Annotated in this window: 10 protein-coding genes; 4 read left to right on the top strand and 6 right to left on the bottom strand. The window is 50.8% G+C overall.

From position 1 onward, the window contains the following. Positions 1-71 precede the first annotated feature (71 nt). The 3 genes from AC1S5B_RS20705 to AC1S5B_RS20695 all read left to right on the top strand — a co-directional run bounded on the left by AC1S5B_RS20705 (position 72) and on the right by AC1S5B_RS20695 (position 7,945). On the top strand, positions 72-6,164 hold the full coding sequence (locus AC1S5B_RS20705) for a two-partner secretion domain-containing protein (RefSeq protein WP_482037594.1): 6,093 nt from the start codon (positions 72-74) through the stop codon (positions 6,162-6,164). A 27-nt stretch (positions 6,165-6,191) separates the two neighbouring features. Then, positions 6,192-7,025 (top strand): DUF928 domain-containing protein, encoded by an 834-nt coding sequence (locus AC1S5B_RS20700; RefSeq protein WP_482037593.1) that lies wholly within the window; start codon positions 6,192-6,194, stop codon positions 7,023-7,025. 149 nt (positions 7,026-7,174) lie between these two features. Continuing rightward, positions 7,175-7,945 carry a DUF928 domain-containing protein gene (locus AC1S5B_RS20695; protein ID WP_482037592.1) on the top strand — a complete coding sequence of 257 codons (771 nt, stop codon included), beginning with the start codon at positions 7,175-7,177 and terminating at the stop codon, positions 7,943-7,945. A gap of 84 nt (positions 7,946-8,029) precedes the next feature. On the opposite strand, the gene AC1S5B_RS20690 is transcribed toward AC1S5B_RS20695, so the two are convergent. Next, positions 8,030-10,441 carry a ShlB/FhaC/HecB family hemolysin secretion/activation protein gene (locus tag AC1S5B_RS20690; RefSeq protein WP_482037591.1) on the bottom strand — a complete coding sequence of 804 codons (2,412 nt, stop codon included), beginning with the start codon at positions 10,439-10,441 and terminating at the stop codon, positions 8,030-8,032. A 30-nt stretch (positions 10,442-10,471) separates the two neighbouring features. Next, a complete protein-coding gene (locus AC1S5B_RS20685) occupies positions 10,472-12,709 on the bottom strand; it encodes a hypothetical protein (RefSeq protein ID WP_482037590.1) in 2,238 nt (745 codons plus the stop codon). Positions 12,710-12,982: 273 nt separating this feature from the next. Here AC1S5B_RS20685 and AC1S5B_RS20680 point away from each other — a divergent pair, with 273 nt between their 5' ends. Continuing rightward, complete coding sequence (locus AC1S5B_RS20680) at positions 12,983-13,192, top strand: Nif11-like leader peptide family natural product precursor (RefSeq protein ID WP_171575794.1); 210 nt, start codon at positions 12,983-12,985, stop codon at positions 13,190-13,192. 146 nt (positions 13,193-13,338) lie between these two features. Here the strand turns inward: AC1S5B_RS20680 and AC1S5B_RS20675 are convergent, their stop codons facing one another. From AC1S5B_RS20675 to AC1S5B_RS20660, 4 genes are all read right to left on the bottom strand, one after another. Next, positions 13,339-15,789, bottom strand: coding sequence for an eCIS core domain-containing protein (locus AC1S5B_RS20675; RefSeq protein ID WP_482037589.1), 2,451 nt, complete (start codon positions 15,787-15,789; stop codon positions 13,339-13,341). Positions 15,790-15,922: 133 nt separating this feature from the next. Further along, a complete protein-coding gene (locus AC1S5B_RS20670) occupies positions 15,923-17,902 on the bottom strand; it encodes an ATP-binding protein (protein WP_482037588.1) in 1,980 nt (659 codons plus the stop codon). After that, the gene (locus AC1S5B_RS20665) at positions 17,895-18,128 is read right to left on the bottom strand and encodes a hypothetical protein (protein WP_482037587.1); all 234 of its coding nucleotides are present in this window, start codon (positions 18,126-18,128) and stop codon (positions 17,895-17,897) included. Before AC1S5B_RS20665 ends, AC1S5B_RS20670 begins: the two co-directional genes overlap by 8 nt. 26 nt (positions 18,129-18,154) lie before the next feature. Next, on the bottom strand, positions 18,155-19,420 hold the full coding sequence (locus tag AC1S5B_RS20660) for a Pvc16 family protein (RefSeq protein ID WP_482037586.1): 1,266 nt from the start codon (positions 19,418-19,420) through the stop codon (positions 18,155-18,157). Positions 19,421-19,445: the final 25 nt, after the last annotated feature.

Genomic DNA, 19,445 nt, shown 5'->3' with positions numbered 1-19,445 from the left:
AGATTTCTATGTTGCACCGCGATTCATCTCACGTTAGCGAAGTTATCCGAAGGACTCCCAAAGGCAATCAGATGCCTAATCTAAGCTGGTTATACCTACTAGCCGCCATTGCCCTAGCAGGATTTGCAACTCCAGCAGCAACTCAGGTTGTGCCCGATGCCACTCTGGGCAATGGCAACAACTCCTCTACCCTGATTAACGGTATTCGTACTGATATCAATGGCGGTTTGCGGCGCGGGTCGGCACTGTTTCACAGTTTTGAGCGGTTTGGGATTCTTACTAATCACCAGGTTTATTTTGCCAATCCCGCAGGCATCCGCAACATTTTTAGCCGCGTCACAGGTGGCAGTATTTCTAACATTGATGGACTCTTGGGCGTAAGTGGCGGTGCCAACCTGTTTTTCATGAACCCCAACGGCATTATCTTTGGCCCCAATGCCCGTTTAGATGTCTCCGGTTCCTTCTTCGCCACCACCGCCAATACGATCAACTTTCCGGATGGGCAAAAGTTTGCGGCAGATGGCGATCGCACCGTCCCCTTAGTCGAAGTCAATATTCCAATTGGACTGCAATATGGGGCAAATCCCCCCGCCATGTTGACCAATCGCGGCATCCTCGCAACCGGACAAGATCTGACCCTGGCATCCAACAATTTAGATCTGCAAGGACAACTGCAAGCAGGCGGCAACCTGACGTTGAATGCCACCGATACCGTCAAAATCCGCGATACGGTGACAGAACCCTTCGTGGCGCGATCGGGCGGGGATATGCTGATTCAGGGCAATCAGGGCATTGATATCCTGGCACTGAATCATCTGTCTCAGACACCCTTTGTTAGTGGCGGTAATATTGGTCTCGTTAGTAATGGAGTGATTTCAACCGATGCTCACTTCACAGGCGACGGAGATTTTACCATCCGCACGTTGCGGGGAGAAATCGGAAACTTTGTTAGTCTGCATGACCCTATCATCACAATGGGAGGAAATTTTAATGTTGGGAACTACACCGGTGCTTCTCTACAAGTAAATGCAGGCGGCGATATTGCTTACGGCAACGTGGTCATTAACGCGCTGGATGCAGCCATTGACCCTATTCGTCCCGCGTTCATCCTGGGATCTGGAGGAACCATCACCGCCAATGGCAATGTTTCTACTACTCTTGTAGGCATCCCTTTACGAGTCGAATTTACCGCTGTTGGTGACATCAACCTTACCAGTCCCGACCCGACTGCTCCACGCCAAATTATCGCCACCGGCAACACCGCTACTGGCTTTGGTATCATTCAGCTAAACTCCACAGGTGGTTCAGTTATTCTTAACCGTGCCTCTCTCACAACTTCAAACAGTAACCCTAACGGCGAGGCTGGAGACATTTTCCTTAGTGCTGCCAGAAATGTTGAAATGACAGACAGCAATATTGAAAGTGATGGAATTTTTGGACGTATCTTCGTTGGACGAACAACTGCCTTTGGTACGCCTACAGGAGAACGGGTGATCATCAACAGAAGTTCTTTGACGGCAACCAACAACTTGAACGGCACGACAAATCGTACTGGCGGCTTGATTGACATCAATGTTCCCGGTAACGCCAATATTCCTGCCACTCTCGCCATTACAGACTCCTCTTTACAAACTACGTCCACAAATCAAGCACAGGGGGGCGAAATTAATCTCACTGTCGGGAACGGTCGGTCAATTGAGATTGATAACTCTTTTATCGATGCCAGCATTAGCGGTCTAGGAGGAACTGGCTTCAGAAATCCAGGAGTGAGAGTGCGTGCTGTTGATGGCACAGTGACCGTTAGAAACAATAGTCTGGTGACTACAGCCGTTGATGCTGGCACTGCCGCCACTGCTGTAGCAGGTCCAATTGATATTACGGCTGGCAACGTTTCTCTTACGGGTGGATCTGCTCTAAACGCTACAACGGCTGGCAATGCGCCGGGAGGCAACATTGCGATCAACGCCAACTCTGTGACAGTTAATCAAAGCAGCCAGATTAATGCATCCGTGCAGAGTACTGGCTCTGCAACAGCGAATGGCGGCGATATTACGATCACTACGAATACCTTTGCCCTAGATCAGGGAGGACGCGTGCAGGCTCGCACCTTTGGGGCTGGGGCAGCGGGTGATATTCAATTAACGTTTACGGATACTGCAACGATCGCCAACTTTGATCCTCAGTCGCTGCTTTATAGTGGCATCTTGACCGACACACTGGGTAGTGGTGCAGGCGGTAACATCACCATTAACAGTCTTGCAAATCGGGTTGGAACCTTGACCTTACAAAACGGTGGGTTTCTCAGTGCCCGTACAGCCAGTCTTTCTTCGGCAGCGGTTCCAGGTGGCAATATTGCTATCAATGTGAATAACCTGAACATTCTCAGTGGTGGACAGGTGCTGACCACCAGTTCCAGTTTTGGCAATGCAGGAAACATTACGGTTAATGCAGTGGGCAATGTGACAGTTTCTGGCAGTCGCACTACACTACCTGTGGTGAATTCTTCGTTTACTAATCCAACTACCTTTACGATTCTTGAACTGGATGGGCAAATCCCAAATAATCCTACACCGAACCCTCTTGTGGAGCAGTCAGACGTAATACCGTTTATCTCATTGCAGCGAAATCCTACGGGACAACCGGGCAGCATTTTTGCCACTCCCAATGCCGCTGGCAACGCAGCAGGTGGAACTAATTTGGGAGCCGCTGCTAACTTTGATTACTATGGCTTCACTGTTACTCAGGATGGAAGCCGTGCCATCTTTGATATTGATAACAATGTTTCAGATCCTGCTGCTCCCGTTATTGCGGATACACAAGTATTTTTGTTCGATGCCCAAACTGGGCAACTGCTGGTGAGTAATGACGACTTTTTTCCAGCGAATGCAGGTAGCATCAGTGGTCGTGATTCTCGTCTTGCCTTCAACTTCAACTCCGCAGGCAGATACGTTTTGGGAGTAGGGCAATTTCCAACCACTGCTGCCAATAATACCCCTCTCGCGGGAACACCCATGGCAGCAGCAAATGCATATCGACTGCAAGTCTCAGTGCAAAACTCTTTGCAAACCCCAGGAACAGGGGTTTTTAGTCTGAGCGATCGCAACTCTAATCAGGGACTCAACAGCGGCTTATTCAGCAATGTTCAGCCTGAGATTGCCAACCGGGCCGCAGGTGGCACGGGAATTGGAGGCAATATTGCCGTCACAAGTCAATCGGGACAAATTACACTTTCCGATCGGGCGCTTGTAAATGCCAACACGGCTGGTTTAGGGCAGGGTGGCAATGTGTTGTTGCAAACCGGAATCGGGGGCGTTTCGGTTACAGGCGGAGCCAGGGTCGAAACTCGGACAACGGGCGTTGGTAATGTGACGGCATTTGGTGGCAATGCAGGCAACATTGTAATCAATGCCCCAGACATCATTGTTTCTGGCTCGGCCCCCTTCAATGGACAACCTTTATTCAGTGGGTTGTTGGCATCTTCCGACACTGCTAAAAGTGGGCAAGGTGGTTCAATCATCATCAATAATGCGGCAGGTGGAGCTGTCACTGGTAACAGCCTGCTGGTTGAGAATGGCGCGTTTCTGAGTACCTTAAATCGTAGTGACCAGGAGGGTCGAGGAATAGAGGTCAACGTTAATCGTTTACAACTACTTGATGGGGGACAAGTTATCACTGCTGCCGAGGGGCGGGGGGCAGCGGGAAACATCACCATTAACTCACCTGATGTCACAATTTCAGGGACATCCAGTTCTACTTTTCCCAACAACATTGCTGGTGGGAGATTTTCTTTAGCGTCTCAAGTCGCGATCGATTTTTCTACAATTGTTCCGCATCAGACTGTCACTGGTAATAATGGGCAGGTTAATTATTATTCGTTCGATATTCCAAGTACTGGAAACCGCGCAGTCTTTGATATTGATAATGCTAATAGCGGCTTTAACGATACTGAACTCTTTCTCTTTCGATATGATGCGGCGGCAAACCAAAGTTTCCTATTAGCCAGAAATGATGACTCTCGCCCTGAGGGACAAGAACGCGGTAGTACAAATATCCGTGACTCTTACTTAGATTATCAATTTGATCGCCCTGGTACTTATATTCTTGCCGTTGCTCCTTACTCTGGGGGAACAACAATTATTCCTGGAAACCCTAATCAGCCAACACTGGGGCAACCCATTGTCACGCCCACTTTTCTTAGTCCTGCACAGCAATACACTCTGCAAATCTCAATTGATCAACGTAACACGCTCAACCCTAACCAAAGCCCCAATCAAATTGCTAGTAGTGGATTATTTGCTCAGAGTAATGCTGTTGGTGGTGGAGCAGGTAATATCACAGTGAATGGTAACGGGTCGGGACAAGTAACTCTCAACAATGGTGCCCAGATCTCAGGTTCAACGGTTTCCGGTCAAGGGAACGGGATTAACCTAGTGGGGTTGAATAACTTACAAGTAACGGATAGTTTGATTTCTGCGTCTACTACAGGCAATGGTGGAGTGGCTGGCAATGTGACAATCAATGCAGCAAGTTCTGTAGAACTGAATGGATCGCTGTCAAATGGTGTAGGTGGAGTATCGACTCAAGCCATTAATGGTAATGGTTCAGCCGGGAGTATTACAATCGTGACTCGTCAGTTGCAATCTCGAAACAACGCCGATATTGTTGCGTCAACTAATGCTGGAAGTGGCGGCAGTATTATTCTTAGTGGCTTGAATGACTTACAGCTAGATAATAGTCAGATCTCGGCATCCACTCAAACTGGGCGAGCCGGGAGCTTAAACGTCAATGCAGTGAACTCCGTCACCCTCAACAACGGCAGCGCTTTATCTGTAGCGGCAGCGGGTAGCGGTAACGCCGGTGCCGTCTCGCTAACGACCCAACAGTTGACCATCAACAACTCGGAAATCTCAGCCACAACCACTTCTGGTGTTGGTGGAGATGTGACACTGCAAGGATTAAACACGCTCCAGATGAACAGTGGGCAGGTCATCGCTTCCACCGAAACGGGACGGGCAGGTAATTTATCAGTGGATGCCAGTAACGCGATCGCCCTGAATAACAACAGTTCCCTATCCGTGGAAGCAATGGGGCAGACTGGTAATTCGGGCAATGTGACCCTAACTACCCCGCAGCTCAGCGTGAATAACTCTCAAATTTCGGCTTCTACGGTTGGGGGAGTTGGCGGCAACGTCACCCTGCAGGGATTGAATTCATTGCAGATGAATAACGGCCAGGTCATCGCTTCTACTGAAACGGGGCAGGCAGGTGATTTAAACGTCAATGTGAGTGGAGACATTAACCTAACCAATAACAGTCGGCTGGCAGTTGAGGCCACGGGAGCCAACGGCGTTGCCGGTGACATCACCATTAACGGGCAAAACATCACGCTCCAGAACTCTGAAGTGCTGGCTAGTAGCCGCCAAGGAAGATCAGGTAATATTAGAATTACGGGCCGCCGACTAGATTTGCAAAATGGCACGATTAAAGCCGAAACTGGGCAAAGTACAGGGGCGCGCTCCGGCAGCATTGATCTGGACTTGAGTTTCAGGCTTACACTCGAAGATGAGAGTGAAATCTCCACTCTGGGACTGAATGGTGCAGACGGTGGCGATATCACCATCCTCAATGTCCGGTTCTTGTTTGGCAAATCACCCACTGGTTCCAATGGCAGCGACATTGTGGGGCGGGCTGATGGCGGTGGACGGGGGGGGCGTGTTTTTCTAGATCGCAAAACTTTGGTGCAGGGCTTCTCCTTCCGGCGGGCCGAACCGGGCAACCGCACTAATGACATCGATACCAACGGGCAGTTAGCAAACTTCTCCACCGATGCCGATGTAGGGGCGCGGGGACTCTCCACCACGCTAATTGTGTTCAACGATGTTTCTCAGATTGTTCGCAGTGCATGTGAAGCGGCGGGAGCAAATACAGAAACCAACACCGAACTCAAGATTAGCGGGCGTGGTGGTGTGCCTATCAGTCCCACAGTTTCGCTCTCAGCGAAAGATACAACCAGTGATTGGGTGTTTCTAGAACTTAGCCCGCAAGTATCCGTCGGCATAACTCTACCAGACGGTACGAGCGAGACGCTCCAACCGGGACAGATCTACCACCTTCAAGCAACCTGTGTTAATGGCTGGAAAGGACAACAGCGGTCTCTGCTCTAAATCACACTTTCATCTTCCAATAAACCTATGAAATCTTTTCAGTTCATCCTAATTCTGTCTGCTGTATCCCTGCTGGTAGCTAGCAACGGCACTGCCAGTGATAAAGTCCAGACACGCGATCCTGCTTCTGTAAACAATACTCGATCTACTCGTATTCAAATAGCCCAGCGCAGTCGCCGATTGAATTGGCGCGTGGGAGTCCGTCCTTCCCGCTATCGGATTGGTGGATTTAGCCGCAGCGGCAGTTGCGCCAGCCCAACAAAGTTGATGGCATTTGTGCCACCAGCGAGATCCGAGGAGAAAGTCAATACCTTCAAAACCACCGTTGAGATCACCTTATCGAGTCGCCCCACCCTCTGGGTCTATGTCTCGGCAATCCCGAAAAACGCAGAACTAGAATTTTCGCTGCAAGACGCAGCAGGCAACCGAGAACTTTACAACACGCGATTCATAACGAATGGGCAAACGGGACTGCTGGGAGTGCGTTTACCGGACACCGCGCCCGAATTGGTGATAGGTGAAAATTACTTCTGGGAGATTGCGATGCGGTGTGATCCAGAGGGGGCTTCAACTAATTTAATCTCAGCTAGCAGTTGGGTTCAGCGAGTTGACCCTAACAAAATGCAGGCGACTCCAGCCTTTGATCCTAAATTCTTAGTACGCGAGTTAGCCCGTGCTTCCAACCTGGATAAACCCTCGATCTATGCCGATTTAGGAGTTTGGCAGGATGCGGTGACGGCGATCATCGACTTGCAACAGAAACAACCGAATAATCAAGAATTGAAGCAGGATTGGCGTAACTTGCTAACCGGGGCACAAATGACTGAGTTCGTTAACGTACCGATTTTAGAAGTGAAGTAGTTAGAAGATTTGTGATTGACTTAATCAGCTCGATTTCCTGTCTCCAGCTTTCTGCATAATTTTCAGGCTCTAATCGTACAAAGATAATGTTGCGGCTTCAAATTGACAGTCCGAATTCACCAGTCCATTTCTCCTAATTGAGGTGTCCCATGAGGTTATCTAGAAGCATTAAAGCCGCATTCCTAACGCTGCTGCTCGGCACGATCGCCGCGATCGACCTAGTTGAACCCGCATTAGCTCGTCCTGTTCAAAGTTCAAACTCAGCTAAAACATACCTGGCTCGGCGGCGATTGAATTTTCGCGTCGGAGTGCGTCCTTCTCGCTATCGGGTCGGAGGCTTTAGTCGATCAGCAAGTTGTGGCAATCAACCGTTGACTGCCTTAGTGCCGCCGCCCCAAACCCAAGTTCCCGCTGCTGGTCAGAAGGAGGTGCAAGATCCCATAGACAAAACGACCGTTGATCGCCCCACCTTTTTTATTCATGTAGCGGCGCTTCCTGCAAAAACGGCTCAGTTTACCTTGCAGAACGAAGCAGGCACAGAGCAACTACACAGCGTCAAATTTAATCTGACTGACAAAGCCGGGATCGTAGGAATTACGCTGCCGAAATCTGCGCCAGCGTTACAGGTGGGGCAAAAGTATGTTTGGCAGGTGTCGGTCGCCTGTGATTCAGAGAATGCTGCTAACACGGTTGTGGTTAGCAGCTGGGTGGAGCGGGTGCAACCAACCACCGCAACGGGAGATCAACTGACGGCTTTAGCTGAACAGGGAGTTTGGCAAGATGCACTATCTCTGCTTGCCCTGCAACGCTATCAACAACCCAGCGATCGCGCTGCTGAAGAAAATTGGTCAGCTTTGATGGAAGATGCTGGATTACCTCAGTTTAAGCAAGCCAAAATTGTGCAAATTGTTAGAAACTAAACAATTTGAGGTCATTTTGCAAGGTTTGCTGGGAGTCCTAAAAAGCGGATATAAATCGAGTATGGGACCTATTTTCTACTCGATTTAAGGGGTGAAGATCACTGAGAAAAATAGACTTTCCCTTAGGGATTGACCGTTGACAGCAGTAGAGTTAATCAGCGGGACACCCCAATCAAGGCGGGCGCGAAAGGTATTGCCCATCTTCCATTGAAAACCTAGTCCAGTGCTGATCAGGCTAGCAGGATCGGGTTGCTCTTCGCCTTGATTCCACCCACGCCCCACATCAAAAAACGGCACCAGTTGCAGCACTCCTTTTACTTGAGGAATTCGGAGAATTGGCAGATAGAACTCAGCAGATGTAAACCAGCCATTGTCTGCTAACAAGACACTAGTTCGGTACCCACGGATAGTGTCGATGCCACCTAAGCCGATCTGTTCAACAGGCACAAGCGGACGATTAGCAACCTGTAATTGTCCTTTGAGGGCGAACAGCGTGTCTGGAGCAAAGGAATGTACCCAGAAGCCACGCCCCTGCCATGAGAAAAAGCGACCATCGGGTGGGTCGTCTAACCGGGTGGCGTTGAGGGCGTTAATCCCTACCCCAAACTCGGATTGCAGCGAGAACACATCCCGTTCGCTCCGCTTCAGCCACTCTTGCCCAAACCGGAGGGCAGTGATCCGGGTTCTGCCGTCGATGTCTGTGCCCCGCGCCGGGAAAGGAATGGCAACGCCGTCATTAAAGGCTTCCAGGAAAATGCCTTCATTGCGATAGTGGGTTCCTCTAAGGCTGAGGGCAAACAGTTCGGTGGAGGTTTGTTTGATTGGTTGCCTGAAGCCAATTTCATAGGTTTGCGATCGCGACTTGATGCCCAGATCCCGAAACGGCTCCTCAATCACCTCACCCTGACTGCTGCCATAGAGAAAGCTGAGAGTGCCATTGCTGGCATTAATTGGAATTGAGTAGCCCAAATCTAAACTGCGGCTGCCTTCACTGCGGTTGTAACCCACCTGGAAGCGATCGCCCAAACCGAGCAGATTGGCATGACTCAACCCGACTTGCTGGCGAAATCGCCCCACGCTGGGCGCGCGCCCATTATCTACTGAGAACGTCAGATTAAGAGGCGGAGCCTGCCGCACTTTCACATTCAACACACTTTTGCCCGTGGTAGTTCCCGGTGCAAGTTCCGTCGAAATGCTAGTAATCATCGGGTCTTGTTCTAGCAATCGGACGGCATCTGCCAGTTGATCGATTTGCAGGGGCGTTTGAATGGCGCGATCGAGTCGGCGACGCACATAGTTGGGTGAAAGCGGTCGGGCAAGCCACAACGGTTTAGCTCGTTGCACTTGGACATTGATTTTCTCTAGCTTGCCTTCCACCACCCGAATTTCTGGAGTTGCCCCGCTCAAAACTTCGGCGGGTACATAGGCTCCAGAGTTGATGTAGCCGCGATCGATGTATAGCTTGCTAATCAATTCACTTGCCTGTACCAACTCCGCTGGAGAAATTTTATTGCGATCGCTCCCAGTCGAGTTCGGTGGAGTGGTGGAACTCCCAGATGAAATGACTGTGCGGACAATCGCAGCAAGTTCTTTGGGAGAGAATCGCGTACTGCCTGTGATCTTCAACTGATCAACAGAGATCTGATTTTGCAGAGCAGGTAGTTTGGCAATTGGAGGGGGGGGGACTGGAACTGGCTGAATTGATGATGTTGTTGTTGGGGGGCTTGTTCCAACTGTGGCAGGGGGATTTTGAACGGACGGGGATTGAGGCGGGCGAGGGGAAATTGGAGTTAACGGTGCCGGGATGACCTGAGGCGCGGCTGAGTTAGTGGCAGCACGAGGAACAATCGCCACAGTTCCAGTGGAGCGGTTGGATGGTGGCGCTTTCAACAGGGCGGCAATCAGTGCGACTGGGAACGGACGAGATGACTCCTGGGGAGGGGCAGACGCGGGCGAACGTTGACCAGCAGATTGGTTGGCAGCGGTTTGATCTGAGATAGCTTGGTTCCGAGGTTGCTCCTGGATCAGTTGCTTCTGGGGCGGCATGGATGACTCAAGAGTCGGATTTACTGCGATAACGGAGGGCTGAGCCACTGCGCCAAAATCGTGGCTGGTGCGCGTGGTTTCTGGCTTAGCGGGTTGACGGGTTTGAGCTTGGCCATGAATTGGCAGCGGTGGCGATGCCAGTGGATTAATTGTTTGTTGGGGCATGAGCACCTGAACCCGATCACGTAGGGGCGCTGATTGAGTGGCGCTGCCGGGTTCTGAAATGGGCAACAACAATTCGTTAGGATCTGGATTCAGAAGTTTGTGTCCCAGCCAGACGGTACCCACCCCTAGAACACCTAGTAAACCTACCAGACCCACTGCTTTTAGTCGATCTGACAAAGAAATAATAGGAGGGGACGGAACAAAAGCTGGGTCGGTTATGGGCAGATTGCCACCGGGCATGGCAGGGATAAAAGCAGGTTGGTTCGCTCGATCAGGGATCCTCATCACCAAACTCTCCGACTTTAAATGGACGACTTAGCGTTGGGTAGATGGAGTTGCTGATTGATCTGACAACTCTTTACGGGGCAATTCTGGACTTAAAGGCACCAATCCTGCTGCTCGGAGCAACTTTTGTCCTTCGGTTGTCCGCATCAATTCCACAAACTTCTTGCCGATCGCGGATCGGCGATTATCGCGCGGGTAGATCACTACAATCGGGTAACTAATGGGATAGCTCAGAAGATGGCTACCCCTGTGAAACCGATCCGGATCGGGGGCAAAAGCTCCTTTGCGATCGCATAAATCGGTTGCTGGGGTAATTTCCTGCCCATTGCTTAAAACTAACGGCTGCACGGCTGCCTGTCCAGAAACACTCAGCGCTAATGGATACACCGAACATTGTCCCCACATTTCACTGAGTGAGATCACACCAATACTACCAATGTTTTTATCCTCAAAATCACGGATCACCTGACGCAGCAGTTCCAGAGACGGTAACTGCTTCACTAGAGATGTTGACATTTTGGAGTTGAGCACTTGCTGCTCAAAAATGGCGATCGCCTCCGGATTGTTAGCAGCATAGCGCTGCACTGGCAAAGCGAGACCCCCAATTTTCTGCCAATCGTTAAGCTGCCCATTGAAGAGTTGCTGCACTTGGGTCAAGCTGAGCTGCCCCTTTAGCGCTGTTGGCAGCCCCTGGTTGCGGTTCGCATAGCTAAAGGAAACCACCGCTGCAAGTCCATCGTAAGCAATGGTTTGAGCCAGCATGTCTTCTGGTAACTGAGCGATCGCTGGCAATACGGCAAAATCTACGGCTCCAGATCGCACCTGAGCGAACACTGGAGCAAAGATATCCGGGTTAGCGGTCGCGCTAGTCAGATTAGGTGGGTCAGAGGGCGGGGGAACGTAGCGCAATCGCAGTTTAGGCTGCGCTAGTTCCAGGGCAGCCGTGAGGCTCTGTCCCCTTTTCAACAAACTCTGTTGTTGCAGTACAGTCCACCAGATCCCTCGTTGCACGGCTGTGTAAGTAAATTCGCCTGCTGGAACGGCGCTCACTTCAGATAGACAACAGGTAGAGGAGACTCGCACAACTGGATCGGGGCGAGATGCCGTAGATCGCAGCCGGGGAAGCAGCACCAGCGCCCCCACTAGCAGCCCCAACAACGACAATAGTAGCAGCGGCGACCAATTGGATGAAGTGGTGGTAGTCGCGGTAGTTTCAGCCACTGGAACTAGAACGTTGGGCGATCGCGCACCCAATTGAAGCAATTCCCGTCGCGCTGTTTCAGCGCTGGCAAATCTACCCGTTTGGAGAGAATCAAGAATGGAATACAAGGGCGGCTTAATGACAGAAGAATTGGGCTGATACGCTTCCAGTGGCTTGAGGGCGAGTCCTTGCAGCAGAAAGAACCCGATGTCACCCACAGCACGTAAATCCTGTTGCACCATCTCGGCGGTTGGCTGCGTCGATCGCCCCAGTTGCACCGATGGCTCAAAACATTGCTCCCACACCAAAAGATCAGTCAGATAAACAAACATCTGCGCTGATTCCTCTGTCCACAGCACACTGTCCAGGCTTAAATTTCCATGAACCAGCCCCGATTGCAGCGCGCCAGAGGGAAAATTAAACTTTTGATTGTGCAAAAAATCCAGGGTTTGCAAAATCTGGCTCAACACCTCCTGCACTTGCTCAACCGAAAGCACTGTAGCCGTTTGCAAAAGCTGCCGCAGTGTTGGAGATCGATCTCTATTAGGAGTCACCAGAAAACAAAGCGATTGAGACTCGGTATCAGCAATCGCTTCCAAGGGTTGTATGACTCGAAAATCCTGAAGTCGTCCATCTGCCAGTTGAATTCCCCCTAACCGCTGAAAGTTACTCTGGCGATGCAAAGCTTCCGCTTTGGTAAACTCCGACTCAGACAAGATAAATTCTTTGATGGTAACCGGACGTTTTGAAGTCGTCTCGATCGCGCTAAACATGTGCCCGTTGCCACGTTGACCCAGATAATTTTCCGCTTTGTAGTAGCCCATCCGTCCTCGAATGTGCGATCGCTCAAGAATTCCTAATACTCGACTGTCTGGTTCTGAAGAGACGGTTTCAGCGATTTCAGCTTCCAAAGCATTGAGATGAGGCGGAAATAGTTCCGGGCGCAACTCTTCCAGGATGTCTTTTAACCAGGCATAGCGTCCTAAGAAGTCAAACAAGCTGACCCGCGTCGGCAACGGATACCGTCGCAAAAACGCGCCCAGTAAAACTTCAGCAACCTTTTTCATGAAATATCGCTAGTCATCCGTGAAACCATCCCAATCTATTTGAATCATGAATACGGCACATCCAATCTGCGTCAGCGCAAACCGCTGTTTGCCCATCCCAAATCTGTCCTGTCTACACTTGAATCAGCGGTTTAAACCAATATGCCAACCAGGGTTGCTACAGCATAAGGCGATCGCTCCGGCTTCTAAAACTTGACGGAAGTTAGTACTTTGTTCCTCGCAAAACTTGCTACGCTCTCTTAAACAGTTAAAGAATTTTAGAGGAGTATTGTGATGGCAAAGGAGGCTGTTGCCCAATTATTTCGAGCGGCTAAAGCTGATCCGACGCTGCGTGACCGGCTTAATCAGGCAACAACGATTGAGCAATTTGCTGAAATGGCAAAAAGCTATGGCTACGAATTTACAATCGCCGAGTGGCAATCTATGACTGGTTTTGCTGTGGAAGAATTTGTTGGCGAGTTATCCGAAATTCCAGGACTGTAGCGATTACTCACAACGCGATCGCCCCTCCCCTCTGTCCCAACTGATCGCGTTGTGGACAATGTGGTTTTAAGATGAAGCGTTCTTGAAAGGAACGCACCTTACAAGAGCGGAGATCGTACTCATATTCCCTGTTGGCAGCAAAATTTTCAGGGGGACTTTGGCGGTTGGTAGGTAGATTCTCCAAAATAAGAACCTGCTTGTTCTGTAGGATGAATCATATTGCCACTACTATCCTTTAAATCTTTGTCAATTGTATAACTAGTCATAGAGAGAATTGCAATCATCTTAAAAGATTTTCCTTTTCCACTTCGTTCCACTCGCCAGACGTACATATCTGGACGAGAAAGTTCGTAGTTGGGATCAGACGATATTTGACCTGCGAAGTCTTTTTGTGCCTCATTAATGACAGTTTGCTCACTCGGTGCTGGGTTGATTCCCACGGGATAAGTATATCGGAAGGGTTCATGTACAGTGGGTTTTAAACCCTCTTTGGGAATCAAATTTCCCCAAGTTTTATCTTCCCAGCCCAAGTCTGTATATTTTGTTTTGAACTCGGTGAGTTGTTCCGTCCGGCTTAGTTTGACTTTGCCAATTCGCTCGATAAACAGAGTATTAAAAAGTTCCTGAGTTTTCTCCTCAACTTTTCGATTTTTACCCTTACCTTTAGAAATAGATTGATAGCTATATTTTTGCTTATGGGTCGGAGCAGTGACTTTTGAGGTGCCACCAAAGGCTTGATCAAGCGTATCCAGCATAGCTTTGCTGCGACCAATATTGCATCCTTTGATGTGAATAGTGGAATCGCGATCTAGCTGCCCAGAAAGTTTGAATAATGCGGCTTTGTTTTTGAGAGCCTGTTTTAGTTCACCATAGGATATTTTTGTATCTTTATCGCTGGCATCAAGCTTGAAGGAAAGGGTGCCATCTGCATTAGCGTGGGAAACAATGTATACATTTCCGACTTTCGCTGGCATTAATCTTAGCCAATTAAAAATTCCTTCTAAACTATCGGACTGGATCATCTGGGCTTGCGGAGCCAAAAGGCTCCAATACTTCTTTGCAGCAGTGTAAAATCGGTTCGGACTCCTTGGAATATCTTTACCCATAATAAAAACTAAGTCTATTCTACGAGGTGTAGGATTAACGCCTGATGGTGGCGAAGACTCGCGTTGGATTAGGTCAACAGCTTTACGTTGAATCAACTGAGTTTGCTGCACTACATGGGTCAACTCATGAGCAGTCAGCGCATCCTTCCCAGGAGTTTTTCCCGCTCCAAAGTAAACATCCTGTTTGTGGGTAAACGCTTGAGCATTTAAATCCCGGTTCATCTGCACTGCTTTGCTATCGGTGTGCACCCGTACCTGGCTAAAGTCCGTGCGAAAGCGGGATTCCATGAAGGCTATTACATCCTGCGGTAAGGGACTGCCGCCACCCTGACTGCTATCTAAGCGACTTTCCAGGTTGCCACCCGCCTGTAAGCTGCCATCGGTCGCCCGTTGCAGGGATGGCTTTGTCTGTACAGCCTCCTCCTCTTCCGGCATCTCCTGTCGCTGCAAGGTATTTACCAGTGATTTCGTCTGTACCGCTTCCTCCTCTGGCATTTCCTCTCGTTGCAGCCAGCCATTTTCCAGTACCTGCGTTTGCAAGGCTTCTTCTTCTGGCATGTCTTCCTGTTGCACCGTTCCTGCCACAGGTTTTGTTTGAAGCTCCTCTTCCTCCAAATTGTCCTCTCGCTGAATTGAGGCAGGTTCTCCAGGTTTGGTCTGGAGTTCCTCTTCCTCCAGATTATCCATGCGTTGAATGTCAGAATTTCCTGACGCTTTGGTTTGGAGTTCCTCCTCTTCGGGCATTGCTTCCCGCTGGAGCAGGGGTGTGATGGAAGCTGCCAGGGGTTTAGTTTGGAGTTCCTCTTCTTCGGGGGCAGATTCGCGTTGAATGGGTGGCTGAGCAGGGCGATCGCCAAAGCGCTGGATTGGTTCCTCTGCTTGATAATCCTCACCCTTCGCCTGAATGGGTTCGTCTTCCTCCGCTTCCTGGCGCTGAACGAGCGGCGTAATGGTCTCAACCAACGATTTTGTCTGGATTTCTTCCTCGTCGGGTTGACGTTGCACATTGGGAGTGGCGGGTGGAGCCATGCTCATCAATTGTTGGGCAACACGGTCTGCTTCCTGCTCGTAGACATCGTTCGGCTCACCGACCGTCAACTTCATCTGCACTGGGGAACGTTGTGGCGTGTGAGTGAACACATCGACTGGCAAGAAATGGGGAAAGGATTGCCGTGAGGAGGCGACGGATTGTGGCTGGGATGGGTTGCCGTTGGGTGGCTGTGGATTGTCGGGTGGTGCGTGTGTTGTCGTCTCTGGCTCGATCGCGCGATCGAGTAACTCATCTGACGGTTCATCAACGTGTCCAGCGTTCAGCTTCAGTTGCACCGGGGAGCGCTGTGGCGCGTGAGAAAATAAATCGACGTGGGAAAAGTCGTGAACGGGCAGCGGTGACGATTCAATCTGCGGCTTACCCCAACCGGGCGGCTGAACCTTGGCAGTGAGGGAGGGTGAAGCTTCATGAGTCGGGCGCGATCGCTGGGAATGTTCCATACCTGATTACCCAGGGTAACGGAGTAGCGTAACCTCTCGTATCAGAGATCGTCATGCGTCTCGCTTGAACTGACAACTTAACTAAAGTTAGCGATCGTGTTTATCTGACATGCATCATCTTGTTTTCAATCTACTACACCCAGCCCCGAATTTCGGCATCGGTTAAGGGGCGCTCTAGCTTGATATATTCGCTTTGCGCTGCCTGCAAAATGTGCTGCATTTGCACGGGTGATTCGGCTTCGGCTGCCAGGAATGCGGCATTCAGGGCGATGTTGCGGATGTTGCCACCGGGAAGGTTCAGTTTTGCCAGCTTGGAGTAGGACAAGTTCTCGGTGGGGGTGAGGGTGGGGAAGACACGCTGCCAGATTTCGGCGCGTTGGGCAGTATCAGGAAAAGGAAACTGCACCACGAAACGGAGACGACGCAGGAATGCTTGATCAAGCGAGTTTCGCAGGTTTGTCGTCAGAATTGCCAGACCGCGATAGGCTTCCATTCGTTGCAGCAGGTAGGCGACTTCCATATTGGCGTAGCGATCGTGGGAGTCTTTTACCTCGCTGCGTTTACCAAACAGGGCATCCGCTTCGTCAAACAGCAAAATTGCGCCACCCGTTTCCGCTGCATCGAAGATTCGCCGCAGATTCTTCTCCGTTTCGCCAATGTACTTGCTCACCACCGAACTCAAGTCAATTCGGTAGAGGTCTAGCTGCAATTCGGTTGCCAGTACTTCCGCTGCTAACGTTTTTCCGGTGCCACTGGCTCCCGCGAACAGGGCGCTAATCCCCAAGCCCCGCTGTCCTTTGTTGCCAAAGCCCCATTGCTCGTAGACCTTTGCCCGTTGTTTCACCTGAGCAACGATCGCCTGCAAGGTTTGCTTTTCCTTTAACGGCATCACCAGATCATCCCAACCCACTTGGCTGGTGATCGGTTGTGCCAATTCTTCCAGTCGTGGTCGAGCATGGCTTAAACAGGCACGCCACAAGCGGTTTGATAAGGTCGGATTACTGGAGTGATTGACTTGACCCGACAATCCTTGAGTGCAAATCGTTTGAATCGCGAGGGGAGACAGGCTAAAGTGACTTACCAGCTTGTCAACCTGGGTTGAGAGGGTGAGATCGTCTGTCTTCAACATCGCTCCCAGAGTTTGTAGCCAAAGTTGTCGCTGTTCGATCGCTGTCGGTTGAGTTACCTCAAAGCTGAAAACGGAACGCTGACGGGCGGAACGTCGATCGCGGCTAAACACAAACATCGGCTGCTGACAGGCTTCCATCATGCGGGTGATCGCGCTGGTTTGGGCGGGGGAAGGGTTGGCGGCTTCAGTCGGCTCTGCCATATTGTCACAATCCAACAGCAATAGGCTGCGAGTTAAAATCGCCTCTCGCTGCCACAGAGTTTGAATAGAGCGAAATTGCTGAAAGTCAGCAGGCAATAACTCCGCCGCCAGGTGTAGGAGTCCATAGCCCAGTTCGGCACACACGGCCGCCGCGATCGCCTGCTTCATGGCGCTGTCCGCACCACTCAACTGCACCAATGGCGGCGACGACGCTTGTTGAACTAGAGTGGCGATTTCCATCACGAGCTGCTGTTGCGACGGTGGCAGCGGAAAGGAATTAATTGGCAAGGCGGTGACCATCCCCAGCAGTTGCAGCTCTAACTGAGTATCTCCCACCAAAAAATGCAAGATTCGCTCGTTAATTCGCAGTGGACGGTGGGATAGCGTGGGCGCGTCTCCCAATTCGACCAGGTGCCAGCGCCGAAGGGGTGATTCCGGGGTCGTAGCACTCCAGTGTGCATGGGGTAGATGGCTCAGGGCAAGGCTGAAGGTTGGCGTAATGGATTGACCGGGAAAAATTTCGAGTTTGGCAATTTCGCTATGCAACTCCATGCCAGCACACAACAACAGCAGCGATCGCTCAAACTGCGATAGCCCCAACAGCTTACACAATTGTTCAATCGCAGCGGGTGGATTGAGCGGTTCTGGGGGCGCGGTGGTTAGCGCCTCTGGTTGCAGAAACGCGGCTACCTGTTCGATTGCCGCCAGCAAGTAGTGGTAATTTTGCCCTGTCCAATGGGATATGACTGCCGTAGCTGCGCCAGCCGGGATCGCCTCAACCATTCAGTTGCTCCGTTGATTGAATCAAGGTTTGCAGATAAGCAATGGCTTCCTGAGGCTTTAGCAGCACGACTTGATCCCGTTGCAACAATTCATAGTCTCCGCCCCGATAGCCGTGTCCCACAATTAGCCCCAGCGCGATCGCCCGATTGCCCAGGGTGTTGAGTTGGTTATAGTCCGGCTCGGCGGCTTCGGGTTCAGGGTGGTGGTTGTCGATTGGGTCTGGCATAGACAGAGGGGGAAAGGGGAAATAAGCTAGCGAATGAGAATTTTAGGACCTACATACCAGTCGTAGGTAGAGCTATCGGGGTTGGTGTCTACTTCCAGTTGGCTTTCAGCGCCGTCGATCATCACCCGGACTAAATAGTCTCCCGGACTGACATCGTGAAACGGCACGATAACAGAAGTGGCATCCTGAGTCCGAACTAGGGCATCAAACAGATAGGATGTTGGGCGATCTGTGTGCCATTCGTTGAGCGCGACGACGACGCGCTGTTTAGCTCCAATCGTTAAGTTGACTTGGAGTTGCAACCGTCCCGATCGCAGTTCATCATCTTCTCCGGCTGTGGAGGTTTGAGTCACCGTCAACAAGCGTGGACGGAGCACAAACGGAGCAGCGTTGGATTCCTTGCCTCGCCTGCGGGGACTGTCGCTCGCTTGAGGCGGATGAATCACTTGCAGGCTTTGAATTCCGGCTTGCAGCACGGTTGACGGGATTAGAGAAAGGGGTAACACAATCTGAGAATCAGTCACGTCAGTCGGCATGACTTCAACCCCGCAGAGCCTCACTCCGGTCGCCCAATCGCCTTTCAATTGTCTACCTGTAATTACCAATGTGCTATCTGCCAAAATTGCTTCAGCAACGCCTCCTTGAGCGCTAATTTGCTCAATTTGCGGTTGACTAAAGTAGGGTGAAAGTCCATTCGTGCGGCGATCGCGAATCGGTAATCCTCGGGTGGGTGACTCTTCGCCCTCTATTAACACCACCAAAACTTTATAGGCAACCGACAGCATATAGGATGTTTGAAAAAAGACCGACCAGGTTTTAGAGAGGTCATCTAAGTTCAGGTCAAGCGGCACAATGCTCATTTGCTGCACTTGCTCTGCCAGGTTTGATTCCTGCAAAAACGGTAGCGTCGAGTCGCGGCAGGCAGTCCGAATCATCTCATTGGAGATCACTCGCTTGTCGTTTAGCGTTCGCATGACACTACCCATCAACCGTTGGGGTTCTAGCTCGGTGTCATTGCCATAGAAGCTGAACATATAGTACAGATCCAGCGCCGCTTGCCGTTTAGTCGGCATTCCCCGCGATCGAAAGGGCGTGGCATCCATATTGTTTAAGGTTGGATTGGAGATCACCTGGTACAGGAACAGATTCACTCCAGACTCCGGTGTACCATTGCCAATATCGCTAGGACGCACAGTGGTCACTCGCGCTCCTTCAATGTCCATCTGCACGGCTGCTTGAAGCGTTCGCTGGAGCGTTGCAGTGACAGTTGCTACGGCGAGGTAGTTACTCATGAAGGGGAAGAATATTAAGGAGTGG

The organism is Leptolyngbya sp. CALU 1928, assembly GCF_056784215.1.
The sequence above is the reverse complement of the archived record's forward strand: the minus strand, read 5'-3'. Positions and strand labels throughout refer to the sequence as shown.